General features: G+C 68.2%; 19 protein-coding genes. 5 read left to right on the plus strand and 14 right to left on the minus strand.

The window, feature by feature from the left end:
* The 5 genes from BAY60_RS30230 (at nucleotide 1) to BAY60_RS30250 (ending at nucleotide 5,693) form a co-directional block, all read left to right on the plus strand.
* Nucleotides 1-297, plus strand: coding sequence for a hypothetical protein (locus BAY60_RS30230; protein ID WP_245992886.1), 297 nt, complete (start codon nucleotides 1-3; stop codon nucleotides 295-297).
* 36 nt (nucleotides 298-333) lie between these two features.
* Nucleotides 334-1,794 carry an APC family permease gene (locus tag BAY60_RS30235; RefSeq protein WP_112284820.1) on the plus strand — a complete coding sequence of 487 codons (1,461 nt, stop codon included), beginning with the start codon at nucleotides 334-336 and terminating at the stop codon, nucleotides 1,792-1,794.
* A gap of 44 nt (nucleotides 1,795-1,838) precedes the next feature.
* Nucleotides 1,839-2,288, plus strand: coding sequence for a hypothetical protein (locus BAY60_RS30240; RefSeq protein WP_146771112.1), 450 nt, complete (start codon nucleotides 1,839-1,841; stop codon nucleotides 2,286-2,288).
* Nucleotides 2,285-4,363: an SRPBCC family protein gene (locus BAY60_RS38535; protein WP_112284822.1), complete on the plus strand. Its 2,079-nt coding sequence runs from the start codon at nucleotides 2,285-2,287 to the stop codon at nucleotides 4,361-4,363. Before BAY60_RS30240 ends, BAY60_RS38535 begins: the two co-directional genes overlap by 4 nt.
* Nucleotides 4,364-4,988: 625 nt before the next feature.
* A complete protein-coding gene (locus tag BAY60_RS30250) occupies nucleotides 4,989-5,693 on the plus strand; it encodes a FadR/GntR family transcriptional regulator (protein ID WP_170160616.1) in 705 nt (234 codons plus the stop codon).
* Between the two features lie 44 nt (nucleotides 5,694-5,737).
* Here the strand turns inward: BAY60_RS30250 and BAY60_RS30255 are convergent, their stop codons facing one another.
* From BAY60_RS30255 to BAY60_RS30320, 14 genes are all read right to left on the minus strand, one after another.
* A complete protein-coding gene (locus BAY60_RS30255) occupies nucleotides 5,738-6,592 on the minus strand; it encodes an SDR family NAD(P)-dependent oxidoreductase (protein ID WP_112284824.1) in 855 nt (284 codons plus the stop codon).
* The gene (locus BAY60_RS30260) at nucleotides 6,589-6,822 is read right to left on the minus strand and encodes a tautomerase family protein (RefSeq protein WP_112284825.1); all 234 of its coding nucleotides are present in this window, start codon (nucleotides 6,820-6,822) and stop codon (nucleotides 6,589-6,591) included. The genes BAY60_RS30255 and BAY60_RS30260 overlap by 4 nt, the downstream gene beginning before the upstream one ends.
* Nucleotides 6,823-6,846: 24 nt before the next feature.
* A complete protein-coding gene (locus BAY60_RS30265; RefSeq protein ID WP_112284826.1) occupies nucleotides 6,847-8,058 on the minus strand; it encodes an LLM class flavin-dependent oxidoreductase in 1,212 nt (403 codons plus the stop codon).
* Complete coding sequence (locus BAY60_RS30270) at nucleotides 8,055-8,840, minus strand: alpha/beta fold hydrolase (protein ID WP_112284827.1); 786 nt, start codon at nucleotides 8,838-8,840, stop codon at nucleotides 8,055-8,057. Before BAY60_RS30270 ends, BAY60_RS30265 begins: the two co-directional genes overlap by 4 nt.
* Before the next feature lie 114 nt (nucleotides 8,841-8,954).
* On the minus strand, nucleotides 8,955-9,809 hold the full coding sequence (locus tag BAY60_RS30275; protein WP_112284828.1) for an SDR family NAD(P)-dependent oxidoreductase: 855 nt from the start codon (nucleotides 9,807-9,809) through the stop codon (nucleotides 8,955-8,957).
* A gap of 17 nt (nucleotides 9,810-9,826) precedes the next feature.
* Nucleotides 9,827-10,414, minus strand: coding sequence for a carboxymuconolactone decarboxylase family protein (locus BAY60_RS30280; RefSeq protein WP_112284829.1), 588 nt, complete (start codon nucleotides 10,412-10,414; stop codon nucleotides 9,827-9,829).
* Complete coding sequence (locus BAY60_RS30285; protein ID WP_112284830.1) at nucleotides 10,411-11,292, minus strand: alpha/beta fold hydrolase; 882 nt, start codon at nucleotides 11,290-11,292, stop codon at nucleotides 10,411-10,413. The genes BAY60_RS30280 and BAY60_RS30285 overlap by 4 nt, the downstream gene beginning before the upstream one ends.
* Before the next feature lie 16 nt (nucleotides 11,293-11,308).
* Nucleotides 11,309-12,166, minus strand: a complete 858-nt coding sequence (locus BAY60_RS30290; protein ID WP_112284831.1) for an ABC transporter permease — start codon at nucleotides 12,164-12,166, stop codon at nucleotides 11,309-11,311.
* Nucleotides 12,166-13,029: an ABC transporter ATP-binding protein gene (locus tag BAY60_RS30295; protein ID WP_112284832.1), complete on the minus strand. Its 864-nt coding sequence runs from the start codon at nucleotides 13,027-13,029 to the stop codon at nucleotides 12,166-12,168. The genes BAY60_RS30290 and BAY60_RS30295 overlap by 1 nt, the downstream gene beginning before the upstream one ends.
* A 38-nt stretch (nucleotides 13,030-13,067) precedes the next feature.
* Complete coding sequence (locus BAY60_RS30300; protein WP_112284833.1) at nucleotides 13,068-14,120, minus strand: ABC transporter substrate-binding protein; 1,053 nt, start codon at nucleotides 14,118-14,120, stop codon at nucleotides 13,068-13,070.
* A gap of 102 nt (nucleotides 14,121-14,222) precedes the next feature.
* Entirely contained in the window at nucleotides 14,223-14,798 is a 576-nt protein-coding gene (locus BAY60_RS30305; protein WP_112284834.1) for a flavin reductase family protein, read from the minus strand.
* On the minus strand, nucleotides 14,798-15,709 hold the full coding sequence (locus BAY60_RS30310) for an FAD:protein FMN transferase (protein ID WP_170160617.1): 912 nt from the start codon (nucleotides 15,707-15,709) through the stop codon (nucleotides 14,798-14,800). The genes BAY60_RS30305 and BAY60_RS30310 overlap by 1 nt, the downstream gene beginning before the upstream one ends.
* Nucleotides 15,710-15,820: 111 nt before the next feature.
* Entirely contained in the window at nucleotides 15,821-17,281 is a 1,461-nt protein-coding gene (tcuA, locus tag BAY60_RS30315) for an FAD-dependent tricarballylate dehydrogenase TcuA (protein WP_112284836.1), read from the minus strand.
* 42 nt (nucleotides 17,282-17,323) lie between these two features.
* On the minus strand, nucleotides 17,324-18,847 hold the full coding sequence (locus BAY60_RS30320; protein ID WP_112284837.1) for an aldehyde dehydrogenase: 1,524 nt from the start codon (nucleotides 18,845-18,847) through the stop codon (nucleotides 17,324-17,326).
* Nucleotides 18,848-18,905: the final 58 nt, after the last annotated feature.

Genomic DNA, 18,905 nt, shown 5'->3' on the forward strand with positions numbered 1-18,905 from the left:
GTGGAACTCGTCCGGTTCACCGTCGCCGAGAGCGATGTCGACACCTTCCTCGAACGTCGGCAGGAGGCCATCAAGGAGGTCAAGGCCGCCCACCCGGCCCTGTGGTCGGTACCGCTGTGCTCCCGCCGCGACGACGGCACCTGGGTCGACGTCTGGATCTACGAAAGCAAGGAAGCCGCTGACGCCGCCAACGCCGACGCCGAGAACCTGCCGCGCTTCCTGGCCATGGCCGAACTGCTCGACGACATCGAGATCGAGGCCACCGACATGCCCGAACGCGCCGTCAGCCCGCTCTGACACTCCCTGATTCCCAAACCTCCCCTGGCGGACGCAATGTCTGATCTGTCCACACCCGCGATCTCCGACTCCCACCCTCCCAAGGCCCTGCGCTGGTTCGACGGGTTCATACTCGCCCTCCCCATCGCCAACGGCCTGTTCATCTCCGTCGGCTATGCCATCGGCGCCCTCGGCGCACTGCCCGCCGTGATCATCTGCGTTGTCTTGTCGGTGGTCGCGCTATGCCAGAACAAGCTCTTCGCCGAAATGGCTGCCATGTTCCCGAACAAGCCCGGCGGTGTCGCGATGTTCGCGGCCGAGGGCTGGAAACGGTACTTCACCCCCATCGCCCCGCTTGCCGCCTTCGGCTACTGGTGCGGCTGGGCCCTGGTGCTTTCGCTGGTCGGGCTCACCATCGGCTCCCTCATTCAGGCCCAGTGGTTCCCCGGCGCCGGCTGGACCCTCTTCAGCCTCGGCGGCGTCGACTTCGGGTTGCCGCACCTGATCTCGGCCGTTCTCATCATCGCCTGCACCGTGGTCAACGTGCTCGGGATCCGGGTCGCAGTACGGTTCAACCAGGTCGTCGGCGTCGCCTTCGTGCTGGTGCTGCTGGCCCTGGCGATCGGACCGTTCGTCGCGGGCCAGTGGAGCAGCGCCGGCCTTGCCTCCCACCTCGACGGCGACTGGACCGCCTTCGTCGTGTGGCTCTACGTGTCCGCGTGGGCCATCTACGGCTCCGAACTCTGCGCGATCTTCGCCCCCGAATACCGGGACACCACCCGCGACACCTCGCGCGCTCTGACCTCGGTCGCACTGTTCATGGTCGCCGCCTACACCCTGGTTCCACTGGCCACCTCGGGACAGCTCACCGGGCAGGAGTTCCTGGACAACCCGATCACCTACGGCGTCGTCAGCATCGGGCACATCTCGGGCGGCCTGTCCAGCGCCATCACCGTGATCCTGTGCGGTGCACTGTTCCTGAGCATGGTCTCCTCGTCCGCGGACGCCGGACGCGCCCTCTACGGCCTGTCGGCGGAGAAGATGTCCATCACCCAGCTCGACCAGCTCAACTCCCGCGGCGTACCCAGTCGCGCCCTGTGGATCACGATGCTCGTCAACCTCGGCATCCTGCTCTTCGTCGGCAACCCCGTCGCCATCCTCATCGCCAGCAACCTCGGCTACATCCTCGCCATCACACTCGCCGTCACCAGCTTCCTGCTCCTGCGCAAAGACCGTCCACACTGGCACCGGCCGATCCGGCTCCGGCGGGCCTGGGTCCCGGTCGCCGTCGTCGTCGCCGTGTTCAACCTGTTCATCCTCGTCGTCGGTGCCCTCAACCCCGAACTCAGCTACGTGGGCGGTTTCAAGGAGGTCGCCATCGGCCTTGCCCTGCTGCTCATCGGCGTCGTGCTCTTCGTCTACCGCCGCAAGATCCAGGACCGGGCGCCGCTCACCTGGCGCGAACCCGCCGAGGAGAACCCGGGCCCGATCGCGTCAGGCACAACTGGGAAACCATGACCGCCACCTACACCGAGTTCGTGCGCAGGGCGTATCTTGGAGAGGTGTTCGGCGCCGCGTTCCTCGCGGAACTCATAGATCGCGGGCACCACCCCGAGCGCCTTTCGCAGCTACGGCTCCTGCACGCGCTCGAGAACGCGACCCGGCGCCGGCTGGCCCGGCACGTCGGCACCGCCGAGCTGGCCAACGAGTCAGCACAGCAGATCACCGAGGCTTGCGACTTCGCCCTGAAGGTCGCCGCCATGACCTGGACCGGATTCATGCGGGAAACCGTCCGGATCGCGGAGGCCGCGCTGCCCCACTTCGAGCGAATGCTCGACCTCGCCCCGCCCGCGGCGCGGGACGACATGCACGCAGCGCTCGATCACGAACGAAGCCTTCTCGAGTTCGCCGGCCAAGCGCTGACCGCCGCACCGAGCGACGCCGCGCTCGTGCGACATCTCTCGACCTACGCACCGGAAAAGCTGCCACGAGGAACAGGACAACGGCAATGACATATGCCAGCACCTCCAACGCCGACGCGGTCTCCGAGTCGATGCGCGCGGGCTGGCAGCTTCCCGCCACGCTCTACTCCGACCCCTCGGTCCACGAACAGGAGCGAGAACGAATCTTCTCGCGAACGTGGCAGTACGTCGGCCGCGAACGCGACCTCGCGACGGCAGGCGACTACCTCACCACACGCCTCGGCGACCTGCCCATCGTCGTCGTCCGTGACCGGGACGGCCGATTGCACGGCCATGTCAACGTCTGCCGTCACCGCCTGCACCCAGTCGCCGAAGGCGCGGGCTGCAGGCAGCTGTTTCAATGCCGCTACCACGGCTGGACCTACACCCATGACGGATCCCTCCGGTCCGCGCCAGGCCTGCAGGACGAAGATGCCTTCGACCGCCAGACCCTCGGCCTTCGGCCGGTGCAAGTCGACACCTACCGCGGGTTCGTGTTCGCCAACCCCGACGTCGAAACCCCGCCGTTGCGTGAATACCTGGGCGGCGCGTACTCCATGGCGGACGAGCTAGGCCTCGACTACGCGGACTGGGAGTTCGGCGGCACCTACACCTACGACATCGCGGCCAACTGGAAGCTGTTCACCGAGAACGCGCTCGAGTGCTACCACTGCCCGCTGGTGCATCAGGACACCTACGCCATCGCCTTCCACACCACCAAGAAGGACTACATCTGCACGGAGTTCGACAACGCCGCGATCCAGGTCGCTCCGGTCACGGAGCAGACCGAAGGCCTGGCCGCACAGCATGGGCTCGCCGGGTTCCGGCTGCTCTATCTGTGGCCGGTGACGTTCCTGTCCGTCGACGACTTCGTCGGCATGATCGCGCGCACGGTGCCGACCGGCCCCCGCAGCTGCCAGTTCATCGTCGACACCTTCGTCAAACCCGGCACCGACCCGAAGGTGCTCGAGCGATGGCTCGACATCTACGACCGCACGTTCAACGAAGACAAGAAGGTCGTCACCGCGCAGCAGGCCGGCTACAACTCCGGGTCCGTCCCGCAGGGGCGGCTGATGCGCAACTGCGAGACGACCATCGCCATGTTCCAGCATCGCACCTGGCTGGGCTTGAACGACTCACAAACCGCACCGCCACGCCCACCCACCATCCCACGGCGCCAGCAGCAGCCGGCGGAAACGGCAGTGCTCGTCGAAACCGTCACCGAAGAAGCAGATGACGTCGTCTCGCTCACGCTGAAGCCCGAACCCGGCGAATCGCTCCCACCGTGGCGGCCTGGCGCCCACATCGACCTATGCCTGGACAACGGGCTGACTCGGCAGTACTCGCTCTGCGGTGATCCACGTGACTCCGGACACTGGACAGTCGCCGTGCTCAAGGAAACCAGCTCCCGAGGCGGATCAGCCTTCGTGCACGAACACGTCCGAGCCGGCAACCGCCTCCGCGTCCGCGGGCCGCGCAACCACTTCACCCTGCCCGAACGGGACGCATACCTGTTCGTCGCCGGAGGCATCGGCATTACGCCCATCCTGCCGATGATCGACGAGGCCGAGCACAGCGGCGCGGACTGGAGGCTCCTGTACGGCGGCCGCACCCGCTCGTCCATGGCGTTCCTCGACCGGCTCACCCGGCACGGCGGCAAAGTAACGATCGCGCCGCAGGACACGCACGGCCTGCTCGACCTCACATCCTTCCTGGCCAACGCCCGGGCAGGCACCGCCGTCATGGCCTGCGGACCAGCTCCGCTGCTGGCCGCACTGACCCAGTCCTGCCACGGCCGCGAGGACCTCACCCTGCATACCGAGCGATTCACCGCACCCGACCGCGGCAACCTGGTGAACACCGCGTTCGACGTCGTCCTCGCCCGGACCGGCGACGTCATCCACGTCAGTGAGCAGCACACCGTGCTCAGCGCACTACGCGAGCACGGTGTGTCGGCGTCGTCCTCCTGCGGGGAAGGACTGTGCGGCACCTGCGAAACCCCGGTTCTCGCGGGCGAACCCGAGCACCGTGACACCGTACTCACCGACGAGGAAAGGCAGCGCGGCGACACCATGATGATCTGCGTATCCCGATCCGCGGGAGACCGGCTGGTCCTCGACTTGTGAGAGCGGCACGCATTCACTGACGGCAGCGCTGAACATGCCTGAGCAGACCGCATAGAGTGACGGGCTGCCTGAGAATCCGATCAGAACACTCACGGCTGGCGGCGTGGGCAGCCGGTCATCACCGAAATGCCCGCCCGTCGAAGTGATCACGTTCGCAGCCTTGGCCAAGACCGAGCAGAAGGCGCGGCGGCTCGATGGCGAGCGCTCACGATCTGTGGGCCCGAGTGGGAATCGGCCGGAGTGTGCTTCGACGAATCCGCAGTCTATTTGGACAGTGTCGATCATGCGGCGTCGAAGGCGACATCGTCCAAGGCGGGAAGCGATAACCCGCCGCCCCGATCAGTCAGCACCGCTCGACGGGGGCATAGGCATCCAGCCGGCCGCTCAGCCCGCCCAACCGGTGGATCGCCGTGGCGCGGGCGGCCTTCAACCTCGACGCCGTCCCGGCCAGGCAACAGCCCCGCGCTGGGCTCGGCTATGCCACGCGCCGACCGCTGCTAAAATAGCCTAAACATCGTCAGATATGAGACCGAGTCGACCGTGATCGACGCTGCCTTGGGGAGACTGGATGCAGGAGCCCAACAATGCGCGGCACATGCCGAGGTTTCGGCAGCGTTCCGCGAAGATGGCCGAGCTCGTGGCACGCCAGATCGTCGAGGACATCGTCGAGGAGGGCCTGCAACCCGGTGCCGCACTGCCCAGCGAGGCTCCGATGCTGCAGATGTACGGAGTCGCGCGCGGCACCCTGCGTGAGGCACTGCGGATCCTGGAGAACAACGGCCTGGTCCGGGTCCGCCCCGGCCGCGGTGGCGGCGCCACCGTCGGTTCCGCGGATCCGTACAATTTCGGGCGCACCATGACGCTCTTTTTGCAGATGGGCCGCACCCGGTTCTGGGAGCTCGTCGAGGCACGCGTGATCATGGAGCCGATGATGGCCCGCCTGGCTGCGGAGAGGCGCGACGAGCGGCGCCTCGACGAGCTCGCGAAGTCGATGCAGGAACACAAGGACCTCGGTACGCACGACCAGGCTGCCTACCTGTCGGTCGTGCAGAACTTCCATGGCGTGATCGCGGGTATGTCCGGCAACGGCGTACTCGACTTGTTCGGCCGTTCACTCAAGGAGGTCTACACCGAGCGCGTGATCGCCGCCGAACGACCACCGGCGCGCTGGGCCGAAGTCCAGCGCGAACACGAGGCCGTGGCGCAGGCCATCTTCGATGGCGACGGTGAGCGAGCCGAGCGGCTCATGCGAGAACACATGATCGAGCTGGCGGCTGGTTTCGAACGACGTTACGCCGCTCTGCACGACGAGATCATCGGCTGGTCCTGAAACACCGGCCATCCGTGCGCGACCGCGTGCCGCGCGTGCGCGCCTCAGTTCCCCGCTGGCTGGCAGTACTTCACACTCGCGCCGCCGTCGACGACCAGCGTCTCCCCGGTGATGAAGCTGCCGAGGCCGGATGCGAGGAACACAGCCGCCTGCGCGACCTCGTGGGGCTCGGCGATCCGGCCCAGCGGGATCTCCGCGCGATACCGGGCAGCCAGCTCTCCTTCGGCCAGATGGCGCCTGCGCGGGGTCCGCGTGGCCCCTGGCGCCACCGTGTTCACCCGCACCCCGTACTCCGCGGCCTCGATCGCCAGCGTTCTGGCGAGCGACACCAGCCCTGCCTTCGCGACGCCGTAGGCGGCGCGCAGCGGCGACGAGCCCAGTGCGTTCACCGACGAGATCAGCACGATGCTGCCATGGCGCTGGGCGATCATCGGACGCAGCACCTCGCGCGCCACCACGAACTGGTGCTCGAGGTTGATGCGCAGCACGTCGCTCCACACGTCGTCGGGCATGTCGGCGATCGGTCCCGCCGGGCCTCCGTGCCCGACGACGTTGATCACGACGTCGATGCCTCCCAGCCTCTCGATGGCTTCCCCCACGGCCCTTCGGACATCTGCGGGCTCGCGGACGTCACACACGACGGGTACGCCGTCACCCTGACACGACGCGAACTCGCCTGCCGCCTCCCCCGCACGTACCTGGTCGAGATCGACGCACCCGACGTTCGCGCCAAGCCGGCCGAGCAGGCGGACGCACTCGAGGCCGATGCCAGGCCCCACCCCGAACACGACGGCCCTGCTGCCCGTGAGCCCGTGGTCCAGTCCAGCAGGCTGGGTGCCGGGGCGAGTCCCGTCCGCGCCGGGGTGGTCGGCCCCTCCCCTGGTGGCCGCCGCGGTCACGCCGGGAGCCCGTTCCCGTCGCGACCGCCGGACTCCGCACGGGCGTCCCGATCGGAACGCAGGACACCGGCCTTGGCCATGTGATCCTTGCGAATCTCCTCGATCACCACAGTGACGGTCTCGGGCGGGACCGCGTACGCGTCGACGACGACATCCGTGATGGCACGGACGAGATGTCGCTTCTGGTCCAGCGTCCTGCCTTCGTAAGCCTGCACCACGATCCTCGGCATGGCCTTCTCCTTTCGGTAGTGTCGTCAGGACAATGCGCTGGCCAGGACGGACTCGACGGGCCTGCTGTCGCTGTCCACTCGCCAGGTGGTGTCGTCGTCGCGCCACTGCCTGCCGATCGGTGCGACGGCAGGCAGCACCTCCCGCGAGAACAGGGAAAGGCTGTCGCGCACCTCGTTGCTCGTCATCTCTCCCGCCTGGTTCATCAGGATCAGGTTTCCGACGCCCGTCTCGTCATAGAGCCGCTGAATCTGCTTGGTCACGGTGTCCGGTGTGCCGACGAGCATGATCCCTTCATCGACCAGCCTCTCGAAGCTGTACTTGCGCACCTCTCCGAGCTTCCCGCGCAGCGCCGCGACGGCAGCGGCCGTCGAGGAGTATCCCGGTGGGCTGATGGCGCCGAGCCGCAGCCGGCCCTGCTTGAGGTACCACATCAGCTTCTCGCCGGACTGTCGTGCTTGTTCCTCGGTCGGGGCAACGTGGCAGAAGGCGAGATAGGCGAGCTTGTCCGGGGACGGCTCACCGAGGCCCGCCTCCATCGCGGTTCTGCGGTAGAGGCGGAACGACTTCGCGGTGTCCTCATAGGTGCCGAGCAGGTTGCACAGCGTGTAGCCGTGGCGGGCCGTCCACTCGACGAGCTTGCGGGTGGTACCGCTCACCCAGATCGGCGGGTGTGGCTGCTGGTACGGCCTCGGCCACACGCTCACGTACCGATAGTGGTAGAAGCGGCCCTCCCAGGAGAACACGTCGTGCCGCGTCCACGCCTCCTTGATGAGGTCGTGGGCCTCGAAGAACATGTCCATGTTGTGCACGGGATTCTGGTTGGAGGGGTAGGTCTCCCCCTGCACTCCCCTGACGAAGCCGCAGTTGATCCGTCCCGCGCTGATGGCGTCGAGGTAGGCGATCTCCTCCGCTACCCGCACGGGGCTCTCCCGATGCGGCAATGGAGTGCCGAGCACCAGCACACGGCCGCGCCGCGTGCGGCTGAGCACCGACGCCGCGCTGAGTGTGGCCGAAACATGCAACGTGGACGCCGACTGGTGGTGCTCGTTGACCATCAGGTCGAAGCCAAGCTCGTCGGCGAGCTCGTACTCGTCGAGGTAACGCTGGTACAGCTCGTAACCACGCGCCGGGTCGTAGTATCGATTGGGCATGAAGTACTTCAGGCCCCTGTGCTCGTCCTCCGCCTCGGCAGGGACATAGGGGTAGGGCATCTCGGTGAAGTGGAAACACTTCATGTGCTGGCTCCTGTCTTCCGGTCGGCGCCGACGAAGTGCGCGACGGCCTCGACGAACTCGCCGGGACGCTCCAGATACGGGTAGTGGCCCGCGCCGGGTATCTCGACGTAGCGAGCGCGCGGGAGCAGCTCGGCGAGCGCCCTGCTGTGCTCCGGCGTCACGAGCCGGTCGCGGTCACCGGAGACGACGAGGGTGGCGACGTCGACGACGTGCAGCCACCGGCGCAGCCGCGGATCGTGCATGAACGGCTTCCAGGCGAACCGCGCGAGCGCCTCCCGGTCGGCGAACGCACGCTCGTACTCGGGGTCCTCGAGCCCTGGCGGAAAGCCGGGCATCCGCAGCTCACGACAGGCCGCGGGGTCGGCCCAGCCAAGCTCCACGACTTCCGAGGGATCAAGCAGCAGGATGTCGGCGAACTCCCGGTCGGTCGGCCCGAACAGCTTCACCCCGTACGGAGCGACGAGCACGAGTGTCGCCCAGCGCCGCGGCGCACGGACGGCCATCTCCAGCGCGATCCAGGCGCCGAACCCCGCGCCCGCGAGGTGGATCTGCCCAGTGCGGCCGTCCCGGTCCAGCGCGTGCAGGTAGTGCTGGGCCAGGTCGGCGACCGAGTCCCACTCCTCGGCCAGCTCGTCGTCGGCACTGCCGAAACCGGGGTGCCGCGGCACCTCGACGTCGATCATCGTGGCCAGCTCCGCGAGGGCACCGACCTGACCGTCGACCACGTCCGCGTCGTGCAGGAACAGTAACCGCTGCGCGGTTCCCGCGCTGACCTCCGTCACGATGACTCCCTTCGGTCACCTCACAGCGGCGACCCACATTCAGGCTAAACATTATACGGTTTAAAGGCAAGAGGTGTGCCCCTCCGCAACTGAGCGCTGGGGCTCCGCTCGGCGCTAGGATGCGCCCGGGAGCGGAGCGAGAACCGTCCGGTGGGCTCCGTAGCCGACGGGCTCCAGCACGGAGAACGTCTCCCGGAACGCCCTGCCGATGTCGTCGACCTCCCAGGAATCCGCCTCGACCATCTCGCCGATCTCCGGGTGCCGCAGCAGGCCCAGGCCACGCCGCGCCCGCCGGATCACCTGTCCGGTGATGCCCGCCGAATCCTCGCCGAGCAGGAAGGTCACCACCGCCGCGACCTCCTCAGGCTGCACGTGCCCCTCGTACGGCGGCAGTTTCATGTCGGTGACCGCGAGCGGCGAGATGGCGTTGACACGGACCCCGAACGGCAGCAGGTCCAGAGCCCAACCGTACGTCAGCGAGGCCACCGCGCCCTTCGTCGCGCCGTACACGCCCGTCTCCGGATGGCCGAGGTGGGTGCCCGACGTCACGTTCACGATGGAGCCCGGCCTGCCCCGCTCCACCATCCACCTGACCGCGTAGAGGCCACAGTAGACCGTTCCGAGCACGTTGACGTCGACGACCGCACGAATCCGGTCCACGTCCTCCGCCCACGGCTTCGCCTGATGGAAGATGCCGGCGTTGCTCACCAAACCGTCGATCGCCCCGAAGCGCGACACGCACAGCGCGACGATCTCCTCGGCCGTGTCCGGGTCCGACACCGACCCGGCACAGGCTTCGGCGGTTCCTCCCGCCGCCTGGATCTCGCCTGCCACGTCGCGCGCGGCTTCGCCGTCGACGTCGTTCACCACGACCGCCGCGCCGGCACGAGCGGCGTCCAACGCGTAGGCCATTCCGAGCCCGCGACCGGCGCCCGTGACCACCACGGCCTTCCCCGCGAGGTTGTCCATGCTCACCTGTCCATCCGTCAACCCGAGATGTCGAACGCGTGATTGATGCCTGCGATGATCTGGTAGTAGCCCACGGTCGCCACCAGCTCGAACACGCCCGCCCTCGACCACAGCCGCTCCGCGGCGGCGAACGTGTCGTGGTCGACGTGGTTCGCGAGCAGTCCCGCGACGAACGCGTACGTGACCTCGGCAGGACGGTCGGGCAAGGTCGGTGAGCCGCTGGGCAACGTCTCAATCGTCACCTCGGGCAGGCCCGACGCGCGCGCCAGCTCCTCGTGTGCCCGCCACTCCACATCGGACCGGCAATGACAGGCGACCGTGAGGATTGCCAGCTCTCTCGCCCACGAGGGCAGCAGCGACCGGTATCGGACGGCGACGCCGACCTGTTCCAGCGCGGCACCGATGCCCGGGCTGAGCAGCATCGCGCGGTAGGGACCGCTGAGGATGCCCTCGTCGTCGGCGACCGGGAAGAAGGACGCGTGTTGCTGTCGCGGGCCTTCCACAATCTGCTGGTACAGCCTGGTCTGCTCCGGCGTGAGCTCCGCCGGGGCCAGGCGGGGCAACCGCGCTGCCGCCGAGCCGTCGCTGTCGTCCCACGCCGTCATCGGCTGTCCGTCTGGCGCGCGGTCGCCGTCAGGTCGCGGTCGCCAGCGAAGAACTCCCGGAGCAGCGCGGCGACGGTCTCCGGCTGGTCCAGGTTCGGGGCGTGCTTGGCGTCCAGCCGCTCCACCCGCACGCGCGGCGAGAGCTGTTCGAAGTGGTCCGCCCAGCCGGGATCGAGCAGCGGGTCGCGCTCACCGCTCACGATCAGCACCGGAACGGGACACGCCGCCAGCGGCGAGGGCCAGCTCCCGCCGGGCGCCTGGCGCGTCATGGTCGGGTGCTTGAGGCGGGCGGCAAGGCAAGCCTCCACGTGACCGGGCTTGCGGGTGTTCGCGTACCGGAGGCGGACGGCGTCGGCGAAGCCCCGGTAGTCGTCCACCATGAGACCCAGGACGCGCCGCACGTCGTCCTCGTTGCCGTCGAACCGGCCGAGTTGCTCCACGCCCCAGGCCGAGCGCCATGGACCTCCGGTGCCGGAGATACTCACGCCGCTGCGCGCCGGCAGCGCGGGCGACTCACTGGCGAGGGCACGCAGCACCAGCGACCCGCCGAGCGAATGGCCGACGAAATGCGCGCCGGCTGGACCGACGCCCACGGCATCGCAGAATGCCGCGAGGTGCCTGGCGCGAAAGGCATGCGGCGAGCGGTCGAAATAGACGACCTTGTCCGTGTCGCCGAAGCCGAGCAGGTCCGGCGCGAGCACCCGGTGCCGCTCGCCGAGCAGCGGCATGAGCTCTGCCCAGCTGGTCCTGGCATCCGCACCGAACGCTCCCTCGTGGACGAGGACGACCGTCCCCTCCGGTTCCCGCTCCGGCGCCAGCTCCCAGTAATGGGTGGCGTACCCGCCCGCCTCGATCGTGTGCTCGGTCAGGTCCGTCATGTCTTTCCTCTCGTGCTCAGTCGTTTTGCCACGGTGCGAGTAGCCTGCCCACCAAGCTGATGCAGGCGGAGACCAGCCACCCCGTCAGGCCGACGATCGCCAATCCGAGGAACATCACCGGCACGTTGAGCACCTGCCACGAGTTCCAGATCATGTAGCCGACCCCTCCGTCGCCCGCGACGAACTCGGTGGACACCACGATGATCAGTGCCTGTCCGAATCCGAGCCGGAGACCGCCGATCACCGACGGGATGGCGGCCGGGATGGTGATCGTCCGAAGCCGCACGAGCCGCGGAAGCTCGAAGGCCGAGGCGACGTCGCCGTAGACGGGATTGCTGTAGATCACGCCCGACGTGGTGTTGATGCTCACCATGAAGAACACGCCCAGCGCGATCAGGGCGATCATGCTGGTGTTGCCGATCCCGAAGAAGATGATCATCAGCGGGAACAACGTGAGCTTGGGCAGCGGGTAGATGCCGCTGATCAGCGAACTGAGTGCGTAGCGGGTCACCGGGTGCAGGCCCATCGCGAGGCCGACGACCAGCCCCACGGCAGAGCCGAGCAGAAACCCGATCCCCAGGCGGACGCCTGACTGAGCCAGGTTGCTGAACAGCTCGGCCCGCAACTGGGGATCCGTGAAGTAATGGGACGAGTCCGTCAGGATACCCGTCGGCGAGGGGAAGAACCGCTCGTCGAGCAGCCCGGTCCTGGTGGCGAGCTCCCACGCGAGGAGCACCGCCAGCGGCGTGAGGATCGCCCATGCCTTTCGCTTCCGCTGCTGGCGACCACGGTCGCGGCGCAGCCGGTCGGCCACATCCGACACGTCGATGTCGGCTACCGGTGTGTCGGTGCTGCGCAGTACCTGTCCGGTCATCACGCCACACCCGCCTTCGCCTTCGCGGGGTTCCCTGAGTTCCCGGAGTCGTTCGCGGCGAGAGACACCCCGACCTCGCCCGCGATGACCTCCCACAGCTCAGCGACCAGGTCTCCGAACTCGGTCTCCCGCCTGAGGTCGGTCACGCTCGACGTCCTGGTGCCGATCTCGCGTACCAGCCGCACCCGGCCTGGCCGGGTCGAGAGCACGACCACGCGGTCGGCGACAGTGACCGCCTCCTCGATGTCGTGCGTGACGTAGAAGACGGTCGAGTGAGTCTGCCGCCAGATGTTCAGCAGCTCCTGCTGCATCACGATGCGCGTCTGCGCATCGAGCGCCGCCAGCGGCTCGTCCATGAGCAGCAGGTGCGGGCGGGTTGCGAGGGCCCGCGCGATCGCCACCCGCTGGCGCATGCCTCCCGAGAGTTCGTGCGGGTAGGCCTTCGGAAACTCGGCCAGCCCGACCAGGCGCAACACCTCCTGCACCCTGGTGTCGGCCTCCCTGCGGTCGATGCGCAGCCTGGAGAGTCCTATCCGGACATTGCGGTCAACAGTCAGCCACGGCAGCGTGGAGTCGGACTGGAACACGGTGGCGCTCGTGAGCCGGTCCCGGCGGGGCTTGTCCCCGCCGTGGTCACCGGCGAGATTCCAATGCACCCTGCCCTCGTACACCTTGTCCAGCCCGGCGAGAATACGCAGGAGTGAGCTCTTCCCGCAGCCGCTCGGCCCGATGATCGCCACGACTTCACCACTGCGTACTTCCAGGTTGATGTTGTGCAACGCCTGCAAGGCGGTGCCGTTGCGGCTCAGGAAGACCTTCGCGAGGTCCTCGATCCGGACGGCCGTCGTGTTTGGAGACTTCATCTGCGTCTCTCCTTCCGCGGGACGTGGCCCCGGTCGGGTCAGGGTGCCTGGTACTGGCCGAGCTGCTTGACCGCGGCCTCGGCGAAGGATGTGTCCACCAGTCTGTTCACGTCAACGGGTTGATCCAGCTCACCCTGGCTGATGTAGAAGTCCTGCAGCCGACCTATGTAGGAGGGGTCGAGCCGCTGATCGGGGTCCAGTCCCACGGGCGAGGTCTTCTTGATGAGGTCGACCGGCATGTCAGCCTCCGTCGCGATGATCTCGACGACCTTGTCGCGATTCTTCCCGTGGAAGATCGCGTCATTGTAGGCGCGAACACCGCGGACGTAGGCATTCATGAATGCTGTTCCGAGCTTGCGTTCCTCCAGCATCCGCTTTCCGTAGAGCAGCCCGGTCAGAGTCTCGCCCTCTGGCGGCGTCCCCTCGGTCAGGTCGGACGCGGGCTTGACGATGCCCGCCTCGACGCCCTGCGTGTAGTAGGGCTCGAGCATGACCGCGGCGTCGATCGAGCCACCTTGGAACGCGCTCACCTGGTCAGGCGAGTGCACCGGCGTGATCTGGAAGTCCTTCAACGACATTCCGTGTTGCCGCAGGAGATTGCTCAGCATGAACATCTGGATCGAGAGCTTGCTGTGCACGGCGACCCGCTTGCCTCGCAGCGCTTCGAGAGTCCTGCCGATATCGCCCCGGTCGAACTCCGGCTTCACGGCGAATCGCGTCGCCGAGACGCCAGGCCGGATGCTCTGTTTGTCGCCGACGACCCTGAGGTCGATGTCGCGTTGCGCGGCGGTGAAGATGCCAGGGGCCAGCGAGGCACCCGCCACCTCGAGGTTGCCCGTCGCGAGGGCGTTCGTGATGGCGGGTGCGTCCTTGAGTCGCACGTACTCGACCTTGATGCCGGCTTCCTTGAAGTAGCCGAGGTGGTCGGCCAGGAAGATTCCGGCGTCCGAGGTCACCTTTTCCGAACCGATCCGCACCACGGTCAAGCCGTCGGCGGTCTGGCCCGTCGAGCTCGATCCGGCCGCGCCGCAGGCGGCGAGCAGTGCGCCCGCGGCGACGGCGGCGAAGGCATTCGCGATCTTTCGTTTCATGGCGGTTCCCTTCGAGAAGGAGCAGGAAAGCCTGTGGTGTTCCCTCGTCGGCCGGTCGACATGTCAGCGTCTGGCCGCGGTGGTTCGTGGCGAGACGTACGGTCAGCCGGTCGGCACAACCGCGGCGTGGTCGCTGCGCACCGAGTCGCCGCCGGGGCGGAAGGCGCCGTAGGCCCCCGCCCGGTACAGCAATGGTTCAGCGTCGGCCTGGAAGCGTGCGTGAGCGATCGCACCGGACACGATCCAGTGGTCGCCACCGGGATGGATCTCTGCCGAGGCGCACTCCAGCACGGCCGTGGTACCGGTCGCGAAGGTCGGCACCGAGGTGCGTCCGGGGACGATGATGTCCGCAAGCTCCGCGAGGTCCGCGCCGCGTGCGGAGAAGGCGTCTGCCCAGTTCGACCGGTCGGCCGCCAGGTAGTTGATACTGAACCTCCCGGCGTGGCGAATGAGCGGCACCAGGCCGGTCTTGTCGTCGATCGCGACGACGGCCATGGGCGGTTCGGCGGACAGCGACTGCGCCGACGTGCAGGTGATCCCGGTCGTTCCACCGTTGGCGGTGGCCACGAGCACCACGGCCACCGGAGCTGGAATGCGCCGGAACGTCTGGCGGAACCGCATGTTGTCCACGAGCCGGACTGCACTTCGCGGGCCGGCGGGGTGGTCGGTCTCGGACATCAGGACTCCTTTGTCATGCTCAGTCGCCAGCCGCGTAACTCCGGGCGCGCGGCGAGCCTTCCGGCGGCCGCGGTGCCGCCGACCACAAGCGCACTGCTCAGCCAGTCGGCGGCAGCACCTGTCGTGGCGACCACCGTGGCCTCTGCGACGTCCGATCGGGACGGCCGGCCGGTTCGCGGATCCACGAGATGGTGCAGGCGGTCACCCCAACGCCGTTTCGCGGTTCCGCTGGTGGCCACGGCGCCGTCGGTGACGACGACGACCTCGCCGGTGGGCAGCGCGACCGGCCATCCCTCACCGGAGGGACCGGGACCGCGGCAGGAGACGTCGCCGCCGAGACCGGCGGCCGAGTTGGCGCCGAGCCAGCGGACGACGTCGTCGGCCCACAAGCCCTTCGCCAGCCCGCCGATGTCGACGGCGTGGCCGGGCGCCAGACGCGCCTGGTCACGGCGCAACTCGAGGACCGACGTGAGCGGCTCGACCGGGCCGGCGGGATCGGCAGGGGGATCACCCGGACCCTCGTGCGGCTCCGAACTCACGTACCCAGCCGCCAGCAGCCACGGCAGGACGGCGATGTTGATCAGGCCTGCGCTGGCGACGGCGACATTGAGTGCGTGCTCCAGTAGCCGGTGCAGCTCGGGCGAGATGTCGCACCAGGCACCGGCGGCCGCGTTCAGCGCGCACACCTCGCTGTCGGCGCGGAACCGCGAGAACCGGCGATCCAGCTCGTGCAGGCGGCGCTCGACCTCGGGGAAGGGAGTATCGGGCTCACCGTGGCAGGCCAGCACCACGTCGCAGGTGAAGACCGTGCAGCTGTGCCTGGAGATGCCCGGATCGGGCACGGCGCCGAGCGAACCGCCCCGCGCGCTGGCCGGACCGCTCCCCTGCCGGGGCAGAGCGTGCGCACGCACCGGCACCAGCTCCTCTTCCGGATGTGCTCCATTGCACATTTAATATCCCATTCATGATACTGTTTAGCAAGGCATGCCTGGCCCTCGCCGAGGGCTGACACCCTTCGCCTTTCAGCCGCCTGTCACCTCGGCCGTGCGTTCGGCCTGCCGCTCTGCCGGGAAGGTGCCGAGTTCGCGTGCCGCGGTCTGTCCCGCGATCCGGCCGAAGATCATTCCCCGCAGCACGGACGTACCGCCCGGATACTTGTCGTGATAGATGCCCGTGCATTCGCCGGCCGCGTAGAGCCGAGGGATGGGCGCGCTGTCCCCGCCGAGTACTCGTGCACTGTCGTCGGTGTCGAGGCCGCCAAAGGTGAACACGACGGCGCACGCGACCGGATAGGCGAGCAGCGGGGGCTGGTCCACCCGCAAGGCCCAGTTCGTTTTCGGCGGCTCGATGCCCTGTGTGTGCCTGCCGTCCGGCTTCCGCCAGTCGAACGGTCCGTCGACGACGGCGTCGTTGTACTCGGCCACCGTCCTGGCCAGCCGCTGCTCCGGCAGACCGAGCGCCGCGGCCAGCTCGGTGACCGTGCCGGCGACAACGGGTTTGACACTCGTGAGAATGCCGCGTCGCCGGTCCGTCACCGCGTCGAACTGTTGATCGGTGATGAGGTAGGCGATTCCGCCTGGCTGTGCCCACACCGCACGGGCCGTGGACTCGTACGTCTCGTCGACGGTGCCCCTGCCCTCGTCGATGAAGCGCTCCCCGTCGCGGTTCACCAGGATCCCGTACGGGAACACCATGACGAGTGCTTCGGGGTCGGGGGACCGCGGGTCCACCGGCTCGGCATGGAACCCGTCCCACTGGCCGGCGCGACGTGCACCGGCCTCGACAGCCATCCGGATGCCCTCGCCCTTGTTGAAGGTGACACCGGGCGCGATCGGGATCAGCCGGTCGACGTCGCCACCGAGCTCCGCGGCGAGCGTCTCGGGATCGCCCTCGAACCCGCCGGAGGCGATGACGACCGCCGCGGCCGGAACTGTCTGCTCGCCGTCGTCTCCGGTGACCACGACCCCGGTGAGCCGCCCGGCGCGGTCCCGCACGAGCCGCTGCGCCGTGCACCGGTAGCGGAACCGCACACCGAGCCGCTCTGCCGCGGGCCGCAGCACGTTCAGCAGGCCCTCCCCTCCGCCGACCGGCTGCAGCCGGGGGCGGCTGCTGTTGACGAAGTAGGTCGGGAACCTGCGGAATCTCGCGCCGTGACCTTGGATCCATTCCATCGTCTCCGGCAGGTGCCGCACGAGCGTCTCGACATAGGAGGACGAGGTGCGACCACCGGAGAAGGCGACGACGTCGTCGACGAAGGAGTCGGCGACCTCGTAGATGTCCTCGAGCCGGAGGTAGGCGGAGGTCCACTTGCTGTTCCCGCCCGCCTGAGCGGGGTCCGCCCTGTCGACGACCGTCACCGAGCGGCCCGGCTCACCAGCGAGCTCCTCGGCCGCGCTGACAGCCGCGGAAAGCCCGGCGATGCCGGATCCGATGACGACGATGTCGTCGCCGGAGGCCGATGCTGTACTAGCCGCATTGGACATTGCTTGCACCTGCTTTCCTGCGCATGGGAGCGGCGGAGGGCATCAAGCCCGGGGGTTGAACGGGTCCTTGACACCCTGGCCGGTGTCGACCCAGACGCTCTTTTCCTCGGTGTACTCGTGCAGCGCGTCGGGGCCGTTCTCCCGGCCGAGCCCGCTCTGCTTGTAGCCGCCGAAAGGAGTCGCGTAGGAGGTCTTGCGATAGTTGTTGATCCAGACAGTGCCGGCGCGCAGTCTGCCGGCCACGCGGTGAGCGCGCTGGACCTCGCCCGTCCAGATGCCGGCCGCGAGGCCGAAATCAGTGTCGTTGGCTGTCCGGACGGCCTCCTCCTCGTCGCGGAACGGAATGACTGCGGCGATCGGGCCGAACACCTCTTCCCGCGCGATCCGCATGTCGTTGCGGACATCGGCGAACACCGTCGGCCGCATGAACAGACCGTCGGGAAACCCGTCCACGACGGCGGGCTTGCCCCCGGCGACGAGCCGGGCGCCGTCGGCGGTGGCCACCTCGACGTAGTGGCGCACCTTGTCGAACTGCGCCTGGCACGCGACCGTTCCCATCTCGCTCGCCGCGTCTCTCGGATCACCGACCTTGATCGCCTCCGCCCGCTCGGCGAGCCGTGTCACCACCTCGTCGTAGTGGGACTCCTGCACGAGGATGCGCGACCCGGCCATGCACGTCTGTCCACTCGCGCCGAAGATCCCGGCGACGAGGCCGTTCACCGCACTGTCGAGGTCGGCGTCGGCGAAGACAATGTTGGGTGACTTCCCGCCGAGCTCGAGCGACACGCGTTTGAGGCTCTTGCCCGCCTCGGCCGCGATCGCCCGGCCAGTGGCCGTCGACCCGGTGAACGCGATCTTGTCCACACCCGGGTGCCCGGTCAGTGCCGTGCCCGTCGGACTGCCCAGCCCGGTCACCACGTTGAACACGCCGGGCGGCAACCCGGCCTCGGCGGCCAGCTCGGCGAGTCTGAGCACCGAGACCGGGGTGACCTCAGACGGTTTGGCGACGACGGTGTTGCCCGCGGCCAGTGCCGGTCCGAGCTTCCACGCCAGCAGCAGGAGCGGGGAGTTCCAGGGGGTGATCGCGGCGACGACCCCCAGTGGCTCGCGCACCGTGTAGTTCACCATGTCCTTGACGTGCAGCGGGTTCGTCGTTCCGGTCGGCATCTGCGCCAGGCCCGCGTAGTAGTTGAAGTACTCGGGCAGCAGTCTCGTCTGGCCGAGCATTTCCCGCATCAGCTTGCCGTTCTCGTCCACCTGCAGCCCGGCGAGCTCCTCGGCGTGGTCCTCGACCAGCTGGCCGAGCCTGATGAGCAGCTTCGCGCGGTCGGCAGCACGGCAGGCGGGCCACGGCCCGCTCTCGAAGGCACGCCGCGCGGACTCGACGGCACGGCCCACGTCGTCAGCGCGAGCGTTCGCCACGCGGGCCCACACGTGGCCACGTGCCGGGTTCACGACATCGAGGTACTCGCCGGTGGCCGGTTCGACCATCTCGTTGTCAACGAACAGTCCATACTGCCGCACGCCCGGTGGCGAACTGGCGGCTGTGGACAGGGTCTGCGACATCTACGCCTCCCATGCCGTATCTCGTCGCGGCGCACGTTACGTGATTGTCCCACAATCG

The organism is Prauserella muralis (genome assembly GCF_003202285.1).
GTDB classification, from domain to species: Bacteria; Actinomycetota; Actinomycetes; order Mycobacteriales; family Pseudonocardiaceae; genus Prauserella_B; species Prauserella_B muralis.